Origin of the sequence: Portibacter marinus, assembly GCF_021533195.1 — a bacterium.
In the GTDB taxonomy this organism is placed as follows: domain Bacteria; phylum Bacteroidota; class Bacteroidia; order Chitinophagales; family Saprospiraceae; genus Portibacter; species Portibacter marinus.
In genome coordinates this window covers 824,403-848,016 of record NZ_JAJNKB010000002.1, presented here as the reverse complement: position 1 = coordinate 848,016, position 23,614 = coordinate 824,403, and the positions used below count along the sequence as shown (strand labels likewise).

The window sequence follows — 23,614 nt, the reverse complement described above, 5'->3', positions numbered from 1 at the left end:
CATCTATAATATTAACTTAAATCTCGCGTTCAAGACAGAGCTATGAAACAGATTTACTACCAGGAAAGGCTTCAAATCATTTTAGCATTTTTTATTTTTTTTATGCCAATGGCAAACCATTCCTTTGGGCAAATATACCATGTCGATGAAGGATGTTTGACTCAAGGTTTTGGTGATCCTTGCATAGGTAATCCGCTCATTATTTCTGCACCATTCTTAAGAATTCCGGTCGATGCAAATGCAGGAGGTTTAGGCGGGGCAGGAATTGCATCAATAAGAAGTAGAAATGCTATGTTTTTCAATGCTTCCAAAATCAGCTTTTATGAGGCTTCTTCTGGAATTACTGCCAATTCTGCATTTCGTTTGGGAGGCCAGACAGGTAATAATTTGAGGCTCGCCTCCTTGTCGGTATTTCAAAAATTTGGCGATGCTAATGCGTTAGGCATTAATTTTAAGCGTGCCGTCAATTCATTTAACCATTCACTTCCAACCAGTCTTACAGCATTTTCAGGATATGACAAAGCATCTGAAAGCTTGCTCTCTATCGCTTATTCCAGAAAGTTAGGAAACCACTTTTCTAGTGCGCTAAACTTGAAATACATCTATTCTAATATTGCTTATGCTCAAGATAAAGCTGGATCAAGTTTGGCAATTCCCGGACAATCTTTTGCCGGTGACTTATCCTTTACCTTTAATAAAAAATTCAATTTGAATAAGCGTGAATCCACAATTTCAGCAGGATTGGCCTTAACCAACATTGGTTTTCCAATGGCCTATAATAACGGATTAGCAAGGATGTACCTTCCTGCAAATCTCGGAATTGGTCTGGGCTGGTCATTAGCGCTCGATGATCAAAATAAGCTGTCAATCTTCACCGATGCGAATAAGTTGCTGGTCCCTTTGCCGGATGAAGCTTGCGATGATTTTCTTTGTAATGAGAGATTACCATACACCGTACTAAAAGCGGCATGGAGATCGTTTTACGATGCAGATGGAGGTTTTCAGGAGGAGTGGAATGAGGTATACTTTTCTTTTGGATTAGAGTACGATTTTGAGGATCGATTATTTTTGAGAAGTGGTTTTTACTTGGAACAGAGGGCCATTGGAGGAAATCGCAATCTTACTTTTGGAGCAGGATACAATTATCGATCTTTAAAGGCCGATATCTCTATTGGTCAACCTGTTGCTGGAGAGCTAACCCATCAAAAACTAGTGCAGATGTCCATAAGCTATTCACCAGTGAAGTAGTTAACATCTTGTTCTATCATTTTAGCCCAATAAACACCCACAAGCCTGTATCTTGATTTTTCAAGCCACAAAGCGTCATAGAAGCTTTCACTGATCGAAAAAAGTACGCTATCTTAGATTTACGTGCTCAGTTTCTGTACCAATTGTCTGATCATCTTCACTCCTCTTTCTAATTCACTTTTCGCAATGAATTCATCAGCTCGGTGTGCTTGCTCTATTGAACCGGGACCACAGATGATGGCTTGATAGCCTCCAGCAGCAAATTGACCAGCTTCAGCCGCATAGGATACAGTAGACCATGTAGGATTTTGACCTAACTCCTGCACAAAACCAACAATCTCGTCTGTTTCAGCAGTATCCAAAGCCGGCACATCAGGATGAATCTCCCGGGTCTCAATTTTGAATGCTGGGAAAACAGCTCTCAATTCATTTTCCCTTTGACGACAGTGTTGCTCGAAATCAGTAAGTATGTTTTTGGCAATGTCTTTAGGTATCACACGAACATCCCAATTAAAAACCGCTTTGTCAGCAATGACATTGGGAGCAATACCCCCTTGGACTATACCGCAATGAATGGAAGTGTGGGGAGGGGTGAATCTTTCGTCCACATGTCCGGCTTCGACCAAACCATTCATTTTGGACTCCAGCCATAAAATCAAACGAGCACTTTCATGTATGGCACTTACTTCCTGTCTAATTCTACTGCTATGCCCTGCTGAGCCGTTGACCACAGTTTCATAGATTACGATTCCTTTTTGGCCGATCATAGGTTGCATGAGCGAGGGTTCTCCAATAATGGCAAATTTTGGTTTTTCATCGTAATGATCAGTGATGGCTTCTATCAATTCCGGAGCTGCCAGACATCCAATTTCTTCATCATATGAAAAAGCAAAATAGATGGGACGCTGCAGATCCGCCTTTATCATCTCAGGAAGCACTGCCAAAACACAAGCAATAAATCCCTTCATATCACAAGAGCCTCTTCCGTATAGTTTGCCATCTCCTTTATCAGTCAATTCCCAAGGATTGGTACTCCAATCCTGTCCAGCAACGGGTACCACATCGGTATGGCCGGACAATATGACACCTTCATTCACTGCTGGACCAATCCGACAATGCAATGATGCTTTCTCTTCAATAGCATGGGGAACCAATACGGTTGGTATACCAAATGACTCTACATATTCTTTTATCCAGGTGATTATGGAGGTGTTGGACTGCCCCCCCAGGACTGGAAAGGAAACCAGCTTTGCTAAAATCTCTTCGACACTCATCTTGATATTCATTTAATACATTGACATAAACCTAATGATAACCTATCCTTACCGCAATAGAAAGAAAAATCCAGGAAGAAATTAAAATTAAGGTGGCCATAGGAAAAATAAAGCGAAGCCAGCGATCTAAAGGGACGCGACACATGGCTAACATTGCTATGAGACCACCAAGTGTTGGATTTAGCAGATTGGTCACACCATCTCCAATTTGAAATGCAAGGATAGCGGTCTGTGGAGTAAGTCCAAGCACCTCACCTAATGGTATCATCACTGGCAATGTGGCCAAAGCTTGACCGCTCCCCGAAGGAATGAAAAAATTAATGACGCATTGAGACAAAGACATAGCGATGGCCGAAGCATATGTAGAGAGCCCAACCAACATTTCAGAAAGTCGATAGGATATCGTATCGCCGATTTGACCCATTTCCATAATGACCTTAATGGTAGTTGCAAATCCAACCATGAAAGCTCCCGGAGCTGCAATGGCAACAGACTTTAAAACAGTTTTGCTAAATTCTGTCGGATTCATTCTGACGATTAATCCGCTTGCTAAAGCAATCATAAGAAATATGGCTGAAAGTTCATTGATGTACCAATGATGGACAAAAACACCGTAAATGATTACCACTAATCCTAGCAAGAATACACCCAAAACCAACCAGTTCTGGACAGTCATATGATAATCTGAGATTTCTTTTTCGAGTGAGATTCCTTCTACATCAAGATCTTTGCCAAGGCTTTTTTCCGGATCATTGGTTATTCTTTTGAAGTATCTGACGTTATAAAAGGACATTAACGCCAAGGCGAAAAAGCATAGTGCACTACGAAGACCTGCACCACTGAACATTTGTAGTTCAGCAATCTTATGCCCCGTTCCAACGGTATATGGATTGATCGGTGAAAGTCCAAAACCTACGGTCATTGCTCCAACGGATATTCCTGCAGCCAGGATGAGATCGCCCCCTATAGCCAGGCTTAGAACTGCTGCTATGGGCACCATGGCTATATTGTTTTCATATCCTACTGCTACTCCGAGCATTCCGAATACAAAGGTCATGATGATGACGATGAGGTATTTGCGCTTGAGACCAAGCGTTTTGACGAGTGTTCCCACGCTATTTTCGACCGCTTTGGTGCGATCCATGATTCCAAACATGATTCCACCTGCAAGAACGATAAATATGATGCTCACTGCCGCTTCAAATCCAAGTGGAATTGCCTTAAACATATCTAAGATGCTTACTGGAGAGTTTGGTAGTTCCTGATAAGAGCCTGGAACAACACGCATGCGTCCATCAATTTCCGTTCGCTCGTAAGCACCAGCAGGCAGAATGTACGTTAAGATTGAGACAAAAACGATGATGACGAACAGAAGGGTTACGGCATGAGGGATTTTAAGTTGGCCACTTTTCATCGTCAAATAAAGTAAAAACCTATATCTTATTCAAATGCATTGAGAGTTGCAATTTCTACCAGCTATGGGAATTTGGTTCTGCTATTGGACTTGCAATTTCTGCCAGCTACGGGAATTTGGTTCTGTTATTGGACTTGCAAATTCATTTGCAAGCTTTGAATATCGGCCTTTAAATGGATTGAGCTAGAAAAATATCAGATAGCGTTTTAGTTTCTAATTAGTTCTTTGTTTGATTTGCTGACCACTTATGATCTGACTTTTGATTCTTATGTGCAAGCTATCAGATAGCAGAATTTCTCTTGTTTGATACTGCTATTGGACTTGCAAATTCATTTACAAGCTTTCACCCGTCCATTCCCTTACATCAATCTCGCACAATCAGCGCCTCCAGTATCAAATCATTCATGATGTCAGCGTGCCGCTCCACTTCATCGGCAGAAAAAGCATCTACACCATACAACTTCTTCATTTGATAAGATCTTGAAAACAAGGTGGTGATCGAACCTATAATAAAACTGGTCAAATTGGCGGATGGGATGCACTTGATCGTTCCTTTGTCCTGCTCCTCTTGAAGAATCTCTTCAAAAAAACGATAAATCGGACGCAATAGCTCTGTGATCAACCATTCTGAGCGCTCGGACTCAGAAAATACCTCCTGAACAACAATCTGCTGAAATTCGGGAAACTCGGCAGAGATGTAAACCAACTGTTTATTGTACAATTTTATCCTTTCAACTCCATTCAGATCAGAACTCAAACGTTGCAAGTTGGCAAAGGTCTCAGTGATCTCAGATCCTACCAACTCAAGACAGCTCTTCCACAAATCAAGTTTAGATCCAAAATGATAATGTAACAGCGAGTCTGCCACTCCCACTTTTCTTCCCAGTGCATTCAAAGAAACACCACCATAACCTTGACGGGCAAACTCTTTGATCACTGACCGCTTAATCATTTCCAGATCTGCACTCTGTCGATCAGTAGGCCTTCCGGGAGCCCTTTTCTCCATCATTTTATTAATTGGCCGATCTCTCAATTAAATTACTTTTATCTCCTAAAGATATTTATTTTTTCAATACTCACCCTAATTTTCAACGGATTTGCAGCATTACATACAATTACATAAGCCTTTATTCAACAAATACCCTACCAAAACAGTTAAATTCGTATATTTGTCGAACTCTATAATTTATTAAGAACTTATTAAATTATGTCTGAAATTAAAACCATAAACGTAGACCACCCCATGGAAGGGCACTTTCAGTATGAAACCCCATATACCATCCATCTCAGACATGATCAAAAGAATTACAAAGGAGTCATCTCAGAAACATTAGACCCCAAACTTTTCGAAGTCGCCATCAACGGTCACACTTATCAAATTAAAATTCAGACCAGATTAGACCAGCTTATTGATGAAATGGGTCTAAATGTGCTGGGCAAGAAAGATGCGGGAGATGTGTTTTCTCCTATGCCAGGCCTGGTTATCGACGTATTGGTTAAGGAAGGCCAGAAAGTCGTAGAGGATACCCCGCTCATTGTGTTGGAAGCCATGAAAATGGAGAATATCATCAAGGCTTCAGGAAATGGTGTAGTAACAAGCATTGAAGTTGAGACAGGACAGAAAATTGAAAAGGCTCAATTACTTATACGCATCAATACTGAAGTGTGATGATAGGAGCAAATACCTGGCAAATTGTCGAGCATTTTGACGAACCCAGTCAGCCTAAAATGCTTGAGGCGTTGCAGAAGGGTGCCAATGCTTTAAGTTTGAAACTCACAAGTCCTTTAAGTCCATCTAACAGAAGTTCGCTGTTCGAAAAAATCGATACTTCCATTATTGAACTTTATCTTGATGGCCCTGCTGAAAACATATCATCGATTTTAGATCCCAATATCAATGCCACAGTGCCTCTCAAGTACAAAGAAGCTCTAAAAAACAATGAAGCCCGATTGACCTATGAAGTAGGTAAAGTGAGCCATATTGATTTTGAAGACCAATGTATTCAACTGCTCAAGAAGATTCAAAACCATCTCGATTCAACATTGTCTATTCGCTATATCCTTAGCAATCAATATCTTCAAAACATCATTCACCTCAGGGTTTTGAAATTATTAATCAGACACTTGATTGAATCTAATCAAGGTTCAAAAACGAGAATTCGACTAGTAGCTTGCATGGATAAGTATCCAGAACACACTTCAGTTGAAGAGGACCTGGTTTATGCCAGCATTCAGTTGATGTCTTCAGTGATAGGTAGCGCAGATGCCATCCAGCTGTCGATTTCAGATAAAAAACAACGCGACGAAGTTTTTACCAGAAGAATCACCAGGAATTTACATCACCTGGCTGCTTATGAAGCTAAAATGGACTTGATTGATGATCCCATGAGAGGGAGCTATTTCATTGAGGAAGAAACGTGTACAATTGCTGAGGACATTTGGAATAAATTTATCATATGAAGAAGATACTTGTAGCTAACAGAGGGGAAATTGCTTTGCGAGTCATGCGGACTGCGAAGAAAATGGGAATTAAAACAGTTGCCATTTATTCTGAGGCTGATATCAATGCCCGGCATGCACGCTTCGCAGATCAATCTGTGCTCATAGGACCACCACCATCTTCAGCTTCATATCTGAATATGGACCGTATTATTGATGTAGCCCAAGCATTAGAAGTGGACGGCATTCATCCAGGTTACGGTTTTTTAAGCGAGAACGCCGAATTTGCAAAGAAAGTCACTGATGCCGGCATCAAGTTCATTGGCCCTAAACCTCATGCCATCAAAATCATGGGAAGCAAACTTGATGCAAAGGCTACTGTAAAGGATTATGACATCCCCATGGTGCCGGGAACTGACCAAGCCATTACGGATGTGAAGGAGGCCAAGAAAATTGCAAATGAAATTGGGTTTCCAATTTTGATCAAAGCCTCTGCAGGTGGTGGCGGTAAAGGGATGCGGATTGTAGAAAATGAGCAGGAATTTGAAAGTCAAATGGACAGAGCAGTCAGTGAGGCCAAGTCGGCCTTTGGCGATGGAGCGGTGTTTATTGAAAAATACGTAGCCTCCCCCCGCCATATTGAAATACAAGTCCTGGCTGATGAGCATGACCATATCGTTCATCTTTTCGAAAGAGAATGTAGTATTCAACGCAGGCACCAAAAAGTAATCGAGGAGGCGCCTTCTTCAGTATTGACCCCAGAGTTAAGAGAAAAAATGGGAGAAGCAGCCGTTAGAGTTGCTCGATCTTGCCAGTATACAGGCGCAGGAACAGTAGAGTTTCTCCTAGACGAAAATCATCGATTTTACTTCCTTGAAATGAACACCCGGCTACAGGTTGAACATCCGGTCACCGAGTTAATTACAGGAATCGATTTGGTAGAGCAGCAGATTCGAGTAGCTAGAGGTGAAAAACTGAGTTTCAGTCAGGAAGACCTTAAGATCGATGGGCATGCGATTGAACTAAGGGTATATGCAGAAGATCCGGCCCGGGACTTTCTCCCGGATATTGGCACACTCGAGGAATATCGCCCCCCTGTCGGTGAGGGAATTCGTGTTGATGATGCCTATGAAAAAGGTGATGAAATTCCGATTTACTATGATCCTATGATTGCCAAACTCATTGCATATGCTCCCGATCGCAATCAGGCCATCCAAAAATTGATTCAGGCCATCGAGAATTACAAAATTGATGGAATTGAAACCACTTTGGATTTTGGTCAATTCGTGCTCAATCATGAATCCTTCACAAGTGGCAATTTCGACACTCACTTTGTAAAACAATACTTTACACCGGATAGCCTGAATGATCCAACTGAAGAACAAGCCGCAGCCTTAATGGCTTTGAAGTATTATTTAGATCAAAAAGCGAAGCTTAAAGTTTTGCCGGACAATGGCAAGGCTTGGGCTACAAGAAAAGATTAAACATGAAAAATATAAGTGTTATAGGAGCTGGAACGATGGGCAATGGTATTGCTCACGTTTTCGCCATGAATGGATTTGATGTGAAATTGATCGATGTTTCTGAGAAAGCATTGGATAAAGCGCTTAAAACGATCGATAGAAACTTAGATCGGATGATCGCCAAAGAAAAAATGTCCGAGCAAGATAAGAAGGTAACATTGGCACACATCAGTACACATACTGATCTTATAAAAGCAGTGCAAGATTCAGATATGGTGGTTGAGGCAGCCACTGAAAACATTGACCTAAAACTGAAGATATTCAAACAGCTTGACGAAAATACCAGTGATGATTGTATCCTGGCCAGCAATACCTCTTCAATTTCTATTACTAAAATAGGCGCTGTGACCAGCAAGCCTGAAAAGGTAATCGGCATGCATTTTATGAATCCTGTGCCTGTCATGAAGTTGGTTGAAATTATCAATGGCTATTCTACCTCCAAAGCCACTACTGATCAGGTGGTTGACCTATCAAAACAACTTGGTAAAGTACCGGTGCAGGTCAATGACTATCCTGGTTTTATTGCCAATAGAATTTTAATGCCAATGATTAATGAAGCTGTTTATTCCTTATATGAAGGCGTTGCAGAAGTGGAAGCTATAGACACCATAATGAAGTTGGGTATGGCCCATCCAATGGGGCCTTTGCAGCTAGCAGATTTTATAGGACTGGATGTATGTCTTGCCATCTTAAATGTACTTTATGAAGGTTTTGGAAATACAAAGTATGCACCTTGTCCTTTGTTGATCAATATGGTGACAGCTGGTAAACTAGGTAGAAAGTCAGGTGAAGGATTTTACGATTACAGTCATGGTGGAAAAGATCTTATGGTTTCAAAATCATTCAAGTAAATGTCCAGGAATTTTAAACCCATATCATTCGATCCATCACTGCTTCACAAAGTAGAAAAGGGACAGAGCTGGGATAGTGCTGAAGACATTGCATTAAAAAATGACGTCAACAGCAGACCTGAAGAACTTGAAAACCATAAACCAGGAAAACCTCCTTATCTTCAGGGACCTTATGCTACCATGTATACTGGCAGACCATGGACCATTAGACAATATGCCGGATTTTCGACAGCAGAAGAATCGAATAAGTTTTATCGGGAAAATCTTGCGCAAGGCCAAAAAGGTCTTTCCGTAGCATTTGATCTGGCCACGCACAGAGGTTACGATTCAGATCATGAAAGGGTGAGTGGCGATGTAGGCATGGCAGGAGTTGCTATTGATACCGTAGAAGACATGAAGCTGTTATTTGACCAAATACCATTGGATCAAATGTCGGTTTCGATGACCATGAACGGAGCGGTTATACCAGTGATGGCTTTTTATATCGTTGCAGCGGAAGAACAGGGGGTGTCAACAAATGCGTTGAAAGGGACCATTCAAAATGATATTCTTAAGGAATTTATGGTCAGGAATACTTATATCTATCCTCCAAAGCAGTCGATGAAAATAGTGGGAGATATTTTTAAATATACCGCTGAACACATGCCGCTTTTTAACAGCATCAGCATCAGTGGTTACCACATGCATGAAGCAGGCGCTCCCGCTGACATTGAGCTTGCCTACACGCTGGCAGATGGATTAGAATACATAAAGACCGGCATTGGAGCTGGTCTTTCCATTGACGATTTTGCACCGCGACTCTCTTTCTTTTGGGGTATAGGCATGCACCATTTCATGGAAGCAGCTAAAATGAGGGCTGCGCGGTATCTTTGGTCGGAGATCGTAGGTCGCTATCAACCAAAAAATCCGAAATCGCAAGCCTTGCGCACACATTGTCAGACTTCGGGATGGAGTCTCACAGCTCAGGATCCATATAATAACATTGGTCGCACCACCATCGAAGCACTTTCAGCGGTCATGGGAGGGACTCAATCTCTTCACACCAATTCCTTAGATGAAGCCATAGCACTTCCGTCTGTTTACTCTGCAAAGATTGCACGCGAAACACAAAAGATTTTGCAGTCTAAAACGGATATAACCTCAGTGGTAGACCCTTATGGTGGATCCTATTATGTGGAGTATTTAACCTGGGAATTGATCAAAAAAGCAAGAAAGCATCTGGAGCAAATTGAAGAATTGGGTGGCATGACAAAAGCCATTGAGAAAGGCGTTCCCAAAATGCGTATCGAAGATGCAGCAGCTCAAAAACAAGCAAGAATTGATGGAGGGTTAGATAAGATTATAGGGCTTAATTTTATGGTCAATGATCAGCAAGAAGATATCAACACCTTGGAAGTTGACAATAAAGCTGTGAGGGCTCTTCAGATCAGCAGAATCAATGCAGTAAAAGCTTCAAGGAACGAGGCAGATGTAGAACACGCTTTGAGTCATCTTCGAAAAATTGCGGGAGGAGCCGAGGGCAATTTGTTAGAGGCGGCCGTAGAAGCTGCCCGGCATAGGGCTACTTTAGGCGAAATCTCTCTCGCCATGGAAAAGGAGTTTGGAAGATATCAAGCCCGCACTAAAATCATCTCAGGAGTTTATTCCAATACAATGAAGACGGATGAATACTTTTTGAAAGCGCAGGAGTTGGCAGACCAATTTGCTGAACTCGACGGTCGCCGACCGCGCATTCTGATTGCAAAACTTGGCCAGGATGGCCATGATAGAGGAGCGAAAGTAATAGCAACTAGCTTCGCCGATATCGGATTTGACGTTGATATTGGTCCACTCTTTCAGACCCCTGCGGAAGCTGCCCGGCAAGCAGTGGAAAATGATGTTCATCTGCTGGGCATATCTTCACTAGCCGCCGGTCACAAGTCACTTGTTCCGGAAGTCATGGAGGAATTAGAGCAATATGGAAGAGGGGATATTTATGTCATTGTGGGTGGGGTGATTCCGCCAAAGGATTATCCTTTCTTATTTGATTTGGGCGTTTTAGGGGTCTTCGGTCCGGGAACGGTGATTGCAAAAGCTGCCATAAAAATACTTGAAGTTTTATTAAGGGAATTTGATGATGATTCGGTAAACGCCGAGGATTGATTTATAAATAGGAAGATGAAAGAACAAAAGAAAATACTTGAGGAGAAACTGGCCCTTTCGCGGCTCGGTGGGGGTGAAAAGCGCATTGCAAAGCAACATGAAAAGGGGAAGTTGACCGCAAGGGAAAGGATTGAATTGCTTTTAGATGAAGGTACTTTCGAGGAAATAGGGGGCCTGGTGACTCATCGGACCACGGACTTCGGGATGGAAAATCAAAAGTTTTACGGTGATGGTGTAGTTACAGGTTACGGTGCGGTAGATAATAGATTGGTTTACGTATTCGCGCAGGATTTCACTGTTTTTGGTGGCTCGCTCTCAGAAACACATGCTGAGAAGATTTGTAAGATTATGGACCTTGCCATGAATACTGGAGCTCCGGTCATCGGCCTGAATGACTCAGGTGGTGCGCGAATACAGGAGGGAGTGCGATCATTGGGAGGTTATGCTGACATTTTCTTTAGAAATGTTCAGGCATCCGGTGTCATCCCTCAGATATCAGCCATTATGGGTCCTTGCGCTGGTGGAGCAGTATATTCTCCGGCGATGACAGATTTTACCATTATGGTGGAAGGTTCCAGTTATATGTTCGTAACTGGACCAAATGTGGTGAAAACGGTAACCAATGAAGAAGTAAGTGCTGAAGATCTGGGTGGCGCCAGTGCACATTCTACCAAGTCAGGAGTTACTCACCTGACTGCGCAAAACGATCTGGATTGTATTCTGAAAATAAAGCGACTGCTTTCCTATTTGCCACAGAACTGCGAAGAAAGGCCCCAAAACTACGATTATGACATAGGAGAAGAGTACCGGGAACAATTGGAAGACATTTTACCCGACTCTTCTAATAAACCCTACGATATGAAAGAAGTCATCCATGGCATCGTGGATGAAGGAAGTTTTATGGAGATTCATGAGAACTATGCGGATAATATTGTAGTTGGATATGCAAGACTAGGTGGTAAAAGTATAGGTATCGTGGCCAATCAACCTTTCAGTCTGGCCGGTGTATTAGACGTTGAATGTTCGAAAAAAGCCGCCAGATTTGTAAGAACCTGCGATTGCTTTAACGTACCACTGTTAGTCTTGGTAGATGTTCCTGGATTTCTTCCGGGAACAGATCAGGAATGGAAAGCCATTATTTTAAATGGCGCGAAACTACTTTATGCATTCAGCGAAGCCACTGTGCCACGGATATCACTGATCACCAGGAAGGCCTATGGCGGCGCATATGATGTTATGAATTCAAAACATATCGGAGCTGACTTTAATTTTGCATGGCCCACTGCTGAAATTGCAGTAATGGGTGCTAAGGGTGCGAGTGAAATCATTTTTAAAAAAGAAATTGCTCAAGCTGAAGACAAAGAGGCTAAGTTGAAAGAAAAAGAGGCGGAATACGCTCAGTTATTTGCCAATCCCTACTCTGCTTCGGACAGGGGATTTATAGATGAGATAATTGAGCCCGGAGTAACCAGGCGAAAACTGATTAAAGCCTTTAGTGCTGTACAAAATAAGGTGGTAAACAGACCAAAGCGTAAGCATGGGAACATACCACTTTAAGCACACAAGCAAGTGGATCACTCGGCTAAAATAAAAAGTGATGCTGAGTCAGAACTGTTAATCATGAAAAAAAGAGGAATGAAAACTAAAGTTAAAGCCATTAAAAATGAACCAAAATCAATACCATTGGAAGAAGCCTTAGCGGACTTCAGATTGGCATGTCTAAGCCGTGAAATGAGTTTGCTGATGAGAAAGGAGGTCCTAACTGGTAAGGCAAAGTTTGGGATTGGTGGTGCAGGTAAGGAACTGCCCTTGATTGCCGCTGCTAAAACCTTTAAAAAAGGAGACTATTGGGCAGGCTATTACAGGGATCAGACTGCTATGATGGCTAAAGATTTACTGAATCCTACCAAATATTTTAGTGCCCTTTATGGAGATGCTGTTAACGATGAATTTTCGGGCGGGAGGCAAATGAATAACCACTTTTCAACCTCTTTTGTTGACCAGGATGGTCAATGGTTGGATCAAACATCACGATACAATGTGACTTCCCCATTGGCGTCTCTTGCAAGTAATGTGCCTCGGGCTTTAGGATTGGCTCTGGCATCCAAGTCCTATAAAAATAATGAATATTTGAATGGTCAGACCAATTTCAGTCAGGATGGAAATGAGGTCACTTTTTGTGTGGTGGGCGATGCGACCACAAGTGAAGGTGTCTTTTTTGAAGCGATCAATGCTGCGGGAGTTATGCAGATACCATTGGCCTTTATCATTCTTGACGATGGTTATGGTATTTCTGTCCCGTCTGAATATCAAACCACAAAAGGAGACATATCCAGGGTTTTGGAAGGCTTCCGAAAGCAGGAAGGTGAAAACGGTCTGGACATCTACAGAGTGAAAGCGTGGGATTACGAGCAATTAAACCAAACCTTCAAAGACGGAATCAACAAAATTAGAAATACTTCTGTTCCTGCCATTTTTCATGTACAGGAATGTACACAACCTCAAGGCCACTCCACTTCAGGTTCACATCAAAGATACAAATCACCCGAAAGATTAGAATGGGAAGAGGCATTTGATGGTCTGAAAAAAATGAAGCAATGGCTCATGGACCAATATCAAATAGAGGAAACCTTATTGAATGATATTGAAAGTGAAAGTATTGATGAGGTAAAAGAAGGTAGAAATCAAGCATGGAGCTTATTGACTGACCCATTAAAAAAAGCGAATGACCAACTTCTTCAAATCATAGCTGATTTAAGGGATAAGTACCATCACTACGAGTTCCTTTCTAAAGCACTTCATGAATTAAAAAGTGCTCCGGTAGTAGATCGATCCGAAATCCTGGCCATCGCTCAGCGCGTAAGTTTCAAATTTTTGGTCAAAGATATCAAGGTGACAGAACTAGTCAACTGGATTGAAGAGCAGAAAAACATATTGAAACAAAATTATAACACCCATCTATATCAGAAAGGTGATAAGAGTGCATTGTATGCCTCATCTACTCCGGTGGAGTACGAAGAGGATGCACCCATGGTCAATGGATTTAAGGTTCTCAATAAGTATTTTGATCAACTTTTAAGAAAAGATCCCAGGGTCTATGCATTCGGAGAAGATGTTGGTAAAATTGGGGACGTCAATCAGGCATTTGCTGGTCTTCAGGAAAAATATGGTGAAGATCGTGTTTTTGATACGGGCATCAGAGAATGGACCATTGTAGGTCAAGGGATAGGAATGGCTATGAGAGGTCTCAGACCCATCGCTGAAATTCAATACCTGGATTATTTGGCTTACGCATTTTCTGCATTGACCGATGATCTGGCCACCTTGCATTATCGTTCCAATGGTCGACAAATCGCACCTGCCATTATCAGAACCAGAGGACACCGTCTAGAGGGGATCTGGCATTCTGGCTCTCCGATGGGTATGCTATTGAGTAGTATGAGAGGCATACATATTCTGGTACCGAGAAATATGACACAGGCGGTGGGAATGTATAATACTTTGCTTCAGTCTAATGACCCAGCTATCATCATAGAGTGTCTCAATGGTTATCGTAAAAAGGAGAGAATGCCCTCTAACCTGACAGAATTTTCATTACCGCTGGGTATTCCAGAAATCATCATGCCTGGAGAGGATGTGACTGTGGTCACTTATGGTTCCACACTGCATATTGCGCACCAGGCTTGTTTAGAACTTAATAAAATAGGCATTCAGCCTGAATTGATTGACGTTCAAACACTTCTACCCTTTGATCTGGAACATCGCATCGTTGCTTCACTTCAGAAAACCAACCGTATTATTTTTATAGATGAAGACGTCCCTGGAGGAGCAACGGCTTTTATGATGAAAGAAGTATTGGAAACTCAGAAAGGGTATTTCTATCTGGATGCGCCTCCTACCACATTGACTGCAAAAGCTCACCGTCCAGCATATGGCAACGACGGTGACTATGCATCCAAACCCAATCAGCAAGAAATTTTTAGAGCCATTTACAATCTGGTTAACGAGAAAGAGCATATATGAAGATTAGGATATTGACAGCAGGTTCGCTTTTTGACGGACACGATGTGGCCATTAATATCATGCGGAGGATTTTGCAAAAATCTGGGGCAGAGGTCATTCATCTGGGACACAACAGGTCGGTTCAGGAAATTGTAGAAGCCGCCATACAGGAGGATGTTCACGCCATTGCACTTACCTCTTATCAAGGAGGACATATGGAGTATTTCAAGTATGCGTTCGATTTATTAAAACAAAGGGGAGCTGACCAGATCAAGATTTTCGGAGGCGGTGGAGGAACCATCTTGCCTGACGAAATACAGGAATTACACGATTATGGTATCGCTCGGATTTATTCTCCGGATGATGGTCGAGAGATGGGTCTTCAGGGCATGATTGATGATCTTCTGGGTCAATGTCATTACGAAAAATCCCAGCCGCAAAAGTTGCCCCAGAAGATTACTTCTGAAGACAGCGCATTGATTGCGCGACTGATTACCATCTCTGAAACCGATCCTGATCAAGTAAAAGCATGGTTAAAATCTATGGATGAGCGCACCGTTCCAGTTTTAGGCATTACCGGAACCGGAGGGGCTGGGAAATCAAGTTTGGTGGATGAACTGGTCTTGAGATTTACAAGGGAATTTCCTGAAAAGAAATTGGCCATACTCAGTGTAGATCCTTCCAAGCGAAAAACAGGAGGCGCGCTTTTAGGCGACAGGATCAGAATGAATGCCATTGATCATCCTAATGTGTACATGCGTTCATTGGCTACACGCCAATACAATCTAGCGCTCTCAAAAAATATAGAAAGTGCCATTTCCATTCTGAAGCATGCTGATTTTGATCTGATTATTTTGGAGACTTCAGGTATTGGTCAATCGGACAGTGAAGTGGTAGACTATGCAGATTACTCCGTTTATGTCATGACACCAGAATTTGGGGCTGCGTCTCAATTAGAGAAAATTGACATGTTGGATTTCGCAGACTTAATCGTGCTGAACAAGTTTGACAAACGAGGATCGTTGGATGCACTTAGAGATGTCAAGAAACAGTATCAAAGAAACAACGACTTGTGGGAAGAGGATCCGGACACCATGCCTGTAGTGGGAACCATCGCCTCTCAGTTCAATGACCCCGGCACCAATCGTCTTTTTCATAAATTGATGCAAATTCTCTTTGAAGACCGCCCATCAGCAGACATTGATCTAGAAGAATCCCAAAAACAAGTAATTATTCCGGGATCGAGAGTACGTTATCTAAGCGAAATTGCAGAAACCATTAGAAGATATGATCAGGATGTTGAGGAACAATCGACCATCGCGCGAGATTTACAAGATGTAAAAAGGGTGATGGAAATGTTGAATTCTGAGCCAGAAGCTGCGCTTGAAAAAGTCAAAGATGAAAAGAAAGCGTTGCTAAAGCCTGATCATTTGCGAATCCTTGAAAATTGGGAGGATAAAAAATCAAAATATCGTCAAGAATATTTCACCTTTAAAGTTCGACAAAAAGAAATTAAGGTTGAGAACTACACAACGTCTTTGTCGAAAAATCAAATTCCTAAGATTGCCCTACCGACCTATCATGATTGGGGTGATATTCTTAAATGGAATCTTCAAGAAAATGTGCCGGGTGAGTTTCCTTTCACAGCTGGCGTCTACCCTTTTAAGAGAGAGGGGGAAGACCCCACCAGGATGTTTGCGGGTGAAGGAGGACCGGAAAGAACCAACAAAAGGTTTCATTACCTCTCTCTGGATAGCGAAACCAAGCGACTTTCCACTGCTTTTGACTCTGTCACACTATATGGAGAAGATCCAGATCTGAGACCCGATATTTATGGAAAGGTAGGCAACTCTGGTGTCAGTGTCAGCTCCCTGAACGACGCGAAGAAGCTTTACTCAGGATTTGATCTATGCGATCCACGGACTTCAGTTTCGATGACCATCAATGGTCCAGCTGCCATTATATGTGCCTTCTTTATGAATGCCGCTATTGACCAACAATGTGAAAAGTACCTTTTGGAATCTGGTCGGGAAAATGAAATTGAACATGCTTTGAAAATAAAGTATGATGAGCGAGGTCTGGAAAGGCCAAAATATCACGGAAAGGTACCAGAAGGAAACGACGGACTAGGATTAAAGCTTTTGGGCATCACCGGTGATGAAATTCTTGATACAGAGACTTACACCCAGCTCAAATCAAAAGCCTTAAATGCTGTCCGAGGGACTGTGCAGGCAGATATTTTAAAAGAAGATCAGGCTCAGAATACCTGTATCTTTTCCACCGAATTTTCATTGAAATTGATGGGTGACATGCAGCAGCATTTCATCAATCATAAAGTGCGAAATTTTTACAGCGTATCAATCTCCGGATACCACATAGCAGAGGCAGGTGCTAATCCCATCAGCCAACTGGCATTTACCCTTTCAAATGGATTTACTTTTGTGGAGTACTATTTGGCTAGAGGGATGAAAATCGATGAATTTGCACCCAATTTGTCTTTCTTCTTTAGCAATGGAATTGATCCAGAATACGCCGTGATAGGACGAGTAGCCCGAAGGATATGGTCAAAAGCCATGCGGGACAAATATGGAGCGAATCAAAGGTCTCAAAAATTAAAGTATCACATCCAGACCTCTGGTCGATCATTACATGCACAGGAAATCGCGTTTAACGATATAAGAACCACGTTACAGGCCTTGTATGCGATTTACGACAACTGTAATTCTTTACATACCAATGCTTATGATGAGGCCATAACTACGCCGACAGAAGAATCCGTGAGACGTGCAGTGGCCATTCAGATGATCATTAATAAGGAATTAGGACTGGCTAAGAATGAGAATCCACTCCAGGGTTCTTTCATTATCGAAGAGTTAACAGATCTGGTAGAAGAAGCAGTATTAATGGAATTCGATCGCATTACTGAACGCGGAGGAGTTCTGGGGGCTATGGAAACCATGTATCAGCGCGGTAAGATCCAGGAGGAAAGCATGCATTATGAAATGCTGAAACACACAGGAGAGTATCCAATTATTGGCGTCAATACATTTCTGGGAAAGGATGGATCAAAAACGATCCTGCCGCGTGAGGTCATCAGAGCAACAACTGATGAAAAAGATCGCCAGGTAGAAAATCTGGAAGCTGTTAAAGCAGCCAATGCTGACAGAGCAGATATTGCTTTAAAACGTGTTAAAGAAGTGGCTCTAGAAGGTGGCAATATTTTCGAGGAGCTGATGGAAGCTTCGAAAGTTTGCACACTGGGACAGTTGACCAATGCATTGTATCAGGTCGGAGGCCGATATCGTAGAAATATGTAGCCTCATACACGCAATTATAACGGTATGCAATTCGGGTAGTTTTACCCTTTTATGAAAGATGACTTTCCATGATCTTTGAGTTATAAATAACCTCAGAAATCATGATCGATAAGAAAAATTTAGTATTTGAAGGCGGTGGAGTCAAAGGTATTGCATATGCCGGAGCAATAGAAGGTTTGGAGGCCGGAGGCCTCCTGGATAAAATTGTAGCCGTAGCAGGTACTTCAGCTGGTGCCATAACAGCTACATTGTTGGCCTTGCGTTATTCGGCCAGTGAAATTAAAAATCTCGTCAATAGCACCAATTTCAAAAGTTTCGAGGATGGCTGGAATCCTCTCGAGGTGCCACTCAAATATGGATTGTATAAAGGACAGGCTTTTTTAAATTGGATGGAAAATGCCGTCAAGCAAAAAATTGGAAAATCGGATGCTACATTTGCAGATCTGAACACAAAGGGGTGCAGGGATCTGAAGATTTTTGCATGTGATCTTAACGAAAAAGCTGTAAAGGAATTCTCTTTCGAGGCCACACCGACAGTGGTTGTTTCGCAAGCAGCAAGGGCGTCTATGTCCATACCTCTATTTTTTAGGGCATGGCAATTTCCTGACAAAAATCCAGATGCACATCTTTTTGTCGATGGAGGTACCATCTATAATTATCCTATTAATGCTTTTGATGCCAATGGATATAACAATGAAACACTTGGTTTTTTTCTAGAGAACACTTCCGGCAATCCCATAGCAAGTAACTTAAAGTACGATGAATTGCTCAAGTATGTTAGAAACCTATTTGATACCGTACTTCTGGCTCAGAAAATCGACTTCAACAAGAATGTAGCCGATGTAGCCCGGACAGTGATTATCGATGATTTTGGGATTTCCGCTACCGACTTTGGGATCACTGACGCACAAAAAACACAATTATACAACTCGGGCTTAGGTGCTGTGAACAAGTACATAAAGTCCAATACCTAGTTTAAAAATGATGACCTCAAATTTTATTGACTTGCTCGTCAAAGACTCGAGCAGTTCCCAACAGTTTATTGCCGCCGTCGAAAATATTAAGAGCTATTCGCAATGGATTACTTCTTTCTCTAATACAGGTAATTCAAGTGTCGACAAAGTTTTAAGCACAGCAAAAACCAATGACGCTCAGTGGTATAATACCATTTTCCCGACCTATTTAAACATGCCGGCGACTGTACTTTCAAAAAGCAGCACCATAGATAGTGACCTTAATATGCTGTTGACCTTGAATTCGCAACTGGACGGCAGTGATGACAAAAAAGTATTGAGTTCAATTGGCCAGTATGCCACCAATTTATTGACAGTTCTCACCGATTTACAAAACATTACTTCTGGTTTGGGTAAAAATTTAATCCAATATCAAAACAATTTAGCCCAGGATAGCCAGTCTATTGCTCAAGCATACCAAACTATCGAAGGGGAGATCAACACAGAAAATGGAAGTATTGCTTCGGATCAATCTAAATTAAACGCCCTCGAACATGCGAGTAGTAAAGACAAGAAGAAAATCAAGGACGCCAAAGACTTAATCCGAAGTGAGCAACAAAAACTTGCCACTTTACAGTCTCAGGCAAAATTGATGTATAAAGGTAAGGCCTTAATCGACCAGGCAGTTCAATCCTCCACTTTTCTCGGCAATTATTGGAGAACAATAGCAGGTAATCTAATAGGGTCAATGGCATTGCTTAAAACGATTTCAACCCAACCTGCTGATGTGATGAAAGCGGATTTAGATCAGAGTAAATCCACATGGGAGCAGATCAAAGAAGAATACCAAGAAATCGATCAAACCATTAAATAAATTTTATAACCACAAATAAACAAAGATGTCAACAAAAACAGCAAAACTCGTAGCGTTTCAACCTAGTAAGCAACAATTGGCGGATTATGCAAATGCCGTAGGATTGGTCAACAACTATGCTTATGCGATCACCAATCAACAATTACCTGTTTTAAACTATCCACCTGATAATTATGGAAAATTTACAGAAGAATTTGCCCCGGCAAAGCAACACGCATTGAATTGGTCTCAGAACATATTTGTTTCTATGATCCAGCTACCAAACACCATCAAAACACAGGCTGCCAACCTGTTTAGCATGGAAGAAACTTTCATCGAAGCTTATCTTAACAACCTCATTTCAGACCCCACCGATCAAAAATCTTTGGATGGCCTAAAAAAGGCGCTGGCATCAATTGTATCCGTCATACAAGCACAAAAGTCCAGCATCGACAGTATTGAAAGCTCATTAACTGATTTTGCGACCAATATTGCAGCAGATGCGAAAACCTTGGCCGCTATTGCCGCAGATGCACTTGCAGATGCAGGTGATGATCAGACTAAAATTACTAAATTGAATGAAGATATTGAGAGTCTGCAGCAATCAATTCAAACCGCACAAACACTATTAACGGTTTCGGAAATAGGTATGGGATTATCGCTTTTTGTTGGACTGGTTGGTGCCGTTATCGCTTTTATACCAGGGGGACAGGCGTTAGGAGTAGCCATTATTGTGGGTGCTGTAGCTGGTGAAGCAGCGAGTATTGCCGGCACGGTAATAGAAAAAGAACGAATCAAAGCCATGACCAAGGAAATTTCCTCAGATCAAAAACAGATTTCCGGGCTGAATCAGGATATCATTGTCTTAAAGGCCATTAGCTCACAATTTAATGCCCTGTATAGTGCCAATCAAGCAGCAGCAAAAGCCCTGACATCTATCAAAGCCATGTGGGAAAATTTAGAGAACACCATCAAGCTGGTAAGTGATGAGCTTACGACCGTCACTTCAGATGTTGCAAAGCCCGACTATCAAAAAGCCCTTAACGATTTTAAAACTGCTGAAGACAACTGGAATCAGGTCGTAGCATTTGCGGATGCACTAGCGGGCATCACTTATAAGTGGCAAGATAAAGACGGAAATTGGCATACGTACGGTGAGACAAATCCAACACCTGACAATGGAAATGTTACCGTATCGAAAGCTTCTTAATTACCTAACAGCTTCCGGAAACTTATTGATTCCGGAAGCTATTCATCCTCATAATCCTTCAAAATGAAAGCACTTCAAATCAACAGCTCATCCGTAACCCAAAAATATATCGACTACATCAATGCATCCAATGATGTTTTTAGATATGCCCATACCATTAACATCATGGAAATGCCTGATCTGGGGATGCCACCCTTACATTATGGCGACTTCGTAAATGAGTTTGCTGAAGCAAAGTTAGATACCAACATCTGGATCAGTGAGGTCATCCCTGATATCACCCAAGCTCCTAAATCAATTGTAGATATCAATGGTCTGGTACAAAAACAATTATCAGCGTTGTCAGATGAAATAGACCTTCTTGCAAAAAGTCCTGGAAATCAAGATGTAATTAATTCGATCAAGGCAGCAGTGTCACAACTTTTAATTGAAGAACAAAAAATCTATCAGGTATTCGAAGATATTCATCAAAATATCACCAATTATAAAAACACCATCCAACCTGATGCCGAGAAAATATCAGCGCTCATTTCAGAGATCAAAAATGCAGTAGATTATGATCAGGCTCAAGTTGATAAATTAGATGCCGTTAATCAAAACCTACAACAAAATATTGATGCCAGAAATCAATTGGTGACGCTTGATAAGTTCGGAAATGCCATACTCCCTGTTTTTCTCGCTGGAGTAGGGATTGCCCTTGCTATCGCCTTCACAGGCCCTGCAGGAATCATTATAGGTGGAATAGTAGGAGTCGGTGGCGCGGTCTTTACTTCTTTTGTCTCAGAAAATAATGAACCGAACCTCAAAATAACCATTGATGATTTACAACAGGAAATGACTAACGTAACTGCTGAAATAGGCATAGAAACTACAACAATTGGTATTTTAAATCATGTAGAAAATCAGTTTAAGAAAATAGTTACGGCTTCCGATAAAATAGTGCAAGAATCTCAGCAGACATTAGACTTTTGGGATGCTAGAATCGTGAAACTGAATACCTTAAAGGAAGAGCTTGAAGGAATACTTGATCACTTTAACAATGTCGCCGATTTAAAAGCTTTAATTGCAGATGCCATCCAAAACTGGCAAAAAATTGAGGAAGATATGAAGGTCTTATCAAAAGTTGAATATCACGTCGAAACCATCAGGAGTAGTGCATTGAATCGGATCCAAAAATCATGATTCAATAATATTTATTTATTTTGCTTGCTATGAATATTAAGCAAGTAAGAAAGGACACTCCAGGAGCTGGTGAAGTCATTCATTTCAATAATGCCGGAGCCTCACTGCCGACTAAATTTGTCAACAATGCCATCAAAAAGTGGCTGGATGAAGAAGAAATGACAGGTGGTTATGAAATGGAAAGTAAATATGAAAGCGAGATCATGGGCTTATACGCTGAGATTGCGAAATTGATTCATTGTTCTAAAGATGAGATCGCCATCACAGATAATGCGTCAACTGCTTTTTCTAAAGCGCTTTACGCTATCCCATTTAAAGCAGAAGATGAGATTATTACCAGTGAAATCGAATACTCCAGTAATTATCTTAATTATCTAAAACTAAAAAAAGACAAAGGGATAAAACTGACCCTCATTCCTACTGATGAAGAAGGTCCGGTAGACGTTGAGGCACTGAAAAAAGCGATCAATAAGAAAACTAAACTTATTGCAATCACGCACATGCCCACCAGCTCAGGAGCCATAGCGCCGGTTAAAGAAATCGGTAAAATAGCAAAGCAGAACAATATTATATATATGGTTGATACCTGCCAATCGATAGGCCACTACCCTACCTTTGTCGATGAAATTCAATGTGATTTCCTAAATGGAACCAGTAGGAAATATTTGAGAGGTCCGCGTGGCTTAGGATTTCTGTATGCACGCCGTTCAATTTATGAAAAGCTGGACCCCTATATGCTTGAAGCCATGGGTGCTGAATGGAACGGACGAGATAATTACGACTTAAACTATACATCGAAGATGTTCGAATGTTTTGAAAAACCTGTTGGTTTTATGATGGGATTGAAAGCAGCAATACATTATGCTAATGAATTGACTATTGAACATATATGGACGCGAATTGATGAATTAGCAAGCTACGCAAGGGAAAGATGGAGCAGAATTAAGGGTGTCCAATTACATGATGGAAACGGTAAAGAATTAAGTGGTATCATTACATTGACCCTAAAGGACCAAAGCCCACAAAAAGTCCAGGAACTTCTCAGCAAACATGGCATTAATAGTTCGCTTTGCAAACCATTCACTTCATATACTGATATGAAAAACAAGGGTTTAGCGTCCAGTAATCGACTTTCCCTTCATTATTACAACACTTTGGAAGAAATAGAAAGAGTCGCGGATAAATTGCAGAATATAAGGTAAAAAA

General features: G+C 41.5%; 17 protein-coding genes. 14 read left to right on the top strand and 3 right to left on the bottom strand.

What is annotated here, in order from left to right:
* The first annotated feature begins 42 nt into the window (after positions 1-42).
* Positions 43-1,248, top strand: a complete 1,206-nt coding sequence (locus tag L2567_RS07640; protein WP_235297159.1) for a PorV/PorQ family protein — start codon at positions 43-45, stop codon at positions 1,246-1,248.
* A gap of 119 nt (positions 1,249-1,367) precedes the next feature.
* Here L2567_RS07640 and argE read toward each other — a convergent pair whose 3' ends face one another.
* The 3 genes from argE to L2567_RS07625 all read right to left on the bottom strand — a co-directional run bounded on the left by argE (position 1,368) and on the right by L2567_RS07625 (position 4,942).
* Complete coding sequence (argE, locus tag L2567_RS07635) at positions 1,368-2,534, bottom strand: acetylornithine deacetylase (protein WP_235297158.1); 1,167 nt, start codon at positions 2,532-2,534, stop codon at positions 1,368-1,370.
* 19 nt (positions 2,535-2,553) lie between these two features.
* Positions 2,554-3,936, bottom strand: a complete 1,383-nt coding sequence (locus L2567_RS07630) for a YfcC family protein (protein WP_235297157.1) — start codon at positions 3,934-3,936, stop codon at positions 2,554-2,556.
* 364 nt (positions 3,937-4,300) lie between these two features.
* Entirely contained in the window at positions 4,301-4,942 is a 642-nt protein-coding gene (locus tag L2567_RS07625) for a TetR/AcrR family transcriptional regulator (RefSeq protein WP_235297156.1), read from the bottom strand.
* A 201-nt stretch (positions 4,943-5,143) separates the two neighbouring features.
* On the opposite strand from L2567_RS07625, the gene L2567_RS07620 reads away from it, so the two are divergent.
* The 13 genes from L2567_RS07620 (at position 5,144) to L2567_RS07560 (ending at position 23,610) form a co-directional block, all read left to right on the top strand.
* Positions 5,144-5,605 (top strand): acetyl-CoA carboxylase biotin carboxyl carrier protein subunit, encoded by a 462-nt coding sequence (locus L2567_RS07620; protein ID WP_235297155.1) that lies wholly within the window; start codon positions 5,144-5,146, stop codon positions 5,603-5,605.
* Positions 5,605-6,396: a methylmalonyl-CoA mutase family protein gene (locus L2567_RS07615; protein WP_235297154.1), complete on the top strand. Its 792-nt coding sequence runs from the start codon at positions 5,605-5,607 to the stop codon at positions 6,394-6,396. The genes L2567_RS07620 and L2567_RS07615 overlap by 1 nt, the downstream gene beginning before the upstream one ends.
* Complete coding sequence (accC, locus tag L2567_RS07610; protein WP_235297153.1) at positions 6,393-7,859, top strand: acetyl-CoA carboxylase biotin carboxylase subunit; 1,467 nt, start codon at positions 6,393-6,395, stop codon at positions 7,857-7,859. The genes L2567_RS07615 and accC overlap by 4 nt, the downstream gene beginning before the upstream one ends.
* Positions 7,860-7,861: 2 nt before the next feature.
* The gene (locus L2567_RS07605; RefSeq protein WP_235297152.1) at positions 7,862-8,749 is read left to right on the top strand and encodes a 3-hydroxyacyl-CoA dehydrogenase family protein; all 888 of its coding nucleotides are present in this window, start codon (positions 7,862-7,864) and stop codon (positions 8,747-8,749) included.
* A complete protein-coding gene (gene scpA / locus L2567_RS07600; RefSeq protein WP_235297151.1) occupies positions 8,750-10,891 on the top strand; it encodes a methylmalonyl-CoA mutase in 2,142 nt (713 codons plus the stop codon).
* A gap of 15 nt (positions 10,892-10,906) precedes the next feature.
* A complete protein-coding gene (locus L2567_RS07595; protein WP_235297150.1) occupies positions 10,907-12,448 on the top strand; it encodes an acyl-CoA carboxylase subunit beta in 1,542 nt (513 codons plus the stop codon).
* 78 nt (positions 12,449-12,526) lie between these two features.
* Positions 12,527-14,914, top strand: a complete 2,388-nt coding sequence (locus L2567_RS07590; protein WP_235297149.1) for a thiamine pyrophosphate-dependent enzyme — start codon at positions 12,527-12,529, stop codon at positions 14,912-14,914.
* Positions 14,911-18,210: a methylmalonyl-CoA mutase family protein gene (locus L2567_RS07585; RefSeq protein WP_235297148.1), complete on the top strand. Its 3,300-nt coding sequence runs from the start codon at positions 14,911-14,913 to the stop codon at positions 18,208-18,210. Before L2567_RS07590 ends, L2567_RS07585 begins: the two co-directional genes overlap by 4 nt.
* 101 nt (positions 18,211-18,311) lie before the next feature.
* Complete coding sequence (locus L2567_RS07580) at positions 18,312-19,184, top strand: patatin-like phospholipase family protein (RefSeq protein WP_235297147.1); 873 nt, start codon at positions 18,312-18,314, stop codon at positions 19,182-19,184.
* A gap of 7 nt (positions 19,185-19,191) precedes the next feature.
* On the top strand, positions 19,192-20,037 hold the full coding sequence (locus tag L2567_RS07575) for a hypothetical protein (RefSeq protein WP_235297146.1): 846 nt from the start codon (positions 19,192-19,194) through the stop codon (positions 20,035-20,037).
* 25 nt (positions 20,038-20,062) lie between these two features.
* Positions 20,063-21,226: an HBL/NHE enterotoxin family protein gene (locus L2567_RS07570; protein ID WP_235297145.1), complete on the top strand. Its 1,164-nt coding sequence runs from the start codon at positions 20,063-20,065 to the stop codon at positions 21,224-21,226.
* Positions 21,227-21,289: 63 nt separating this feature from the next.
* Positions 21,290-22,408, top strand: a complete 1,119-nt coding sequence (locus L2567_RS07565; RefSeq protein WP_235297144.1) for a hypothetical protein — start codon at positions 21,290-21,292, stop codon at positions 22,406-22,408.
* A 29-nt stretch (positions 22,409-22,437) separates the two neighbouring features.
* A complete protein-coding gene (locus tag L2567_RS07560; protein WP_235297143.1) occupies positions 22,438-23,610 on the top strand; it encodes an aminotransferase class V-fold PLP-dependent enzyme in 1,173 nt (390 codons plus the stop codon).
* Positions 23,611-23,614 lie beyond the last annotated feature (4 nt).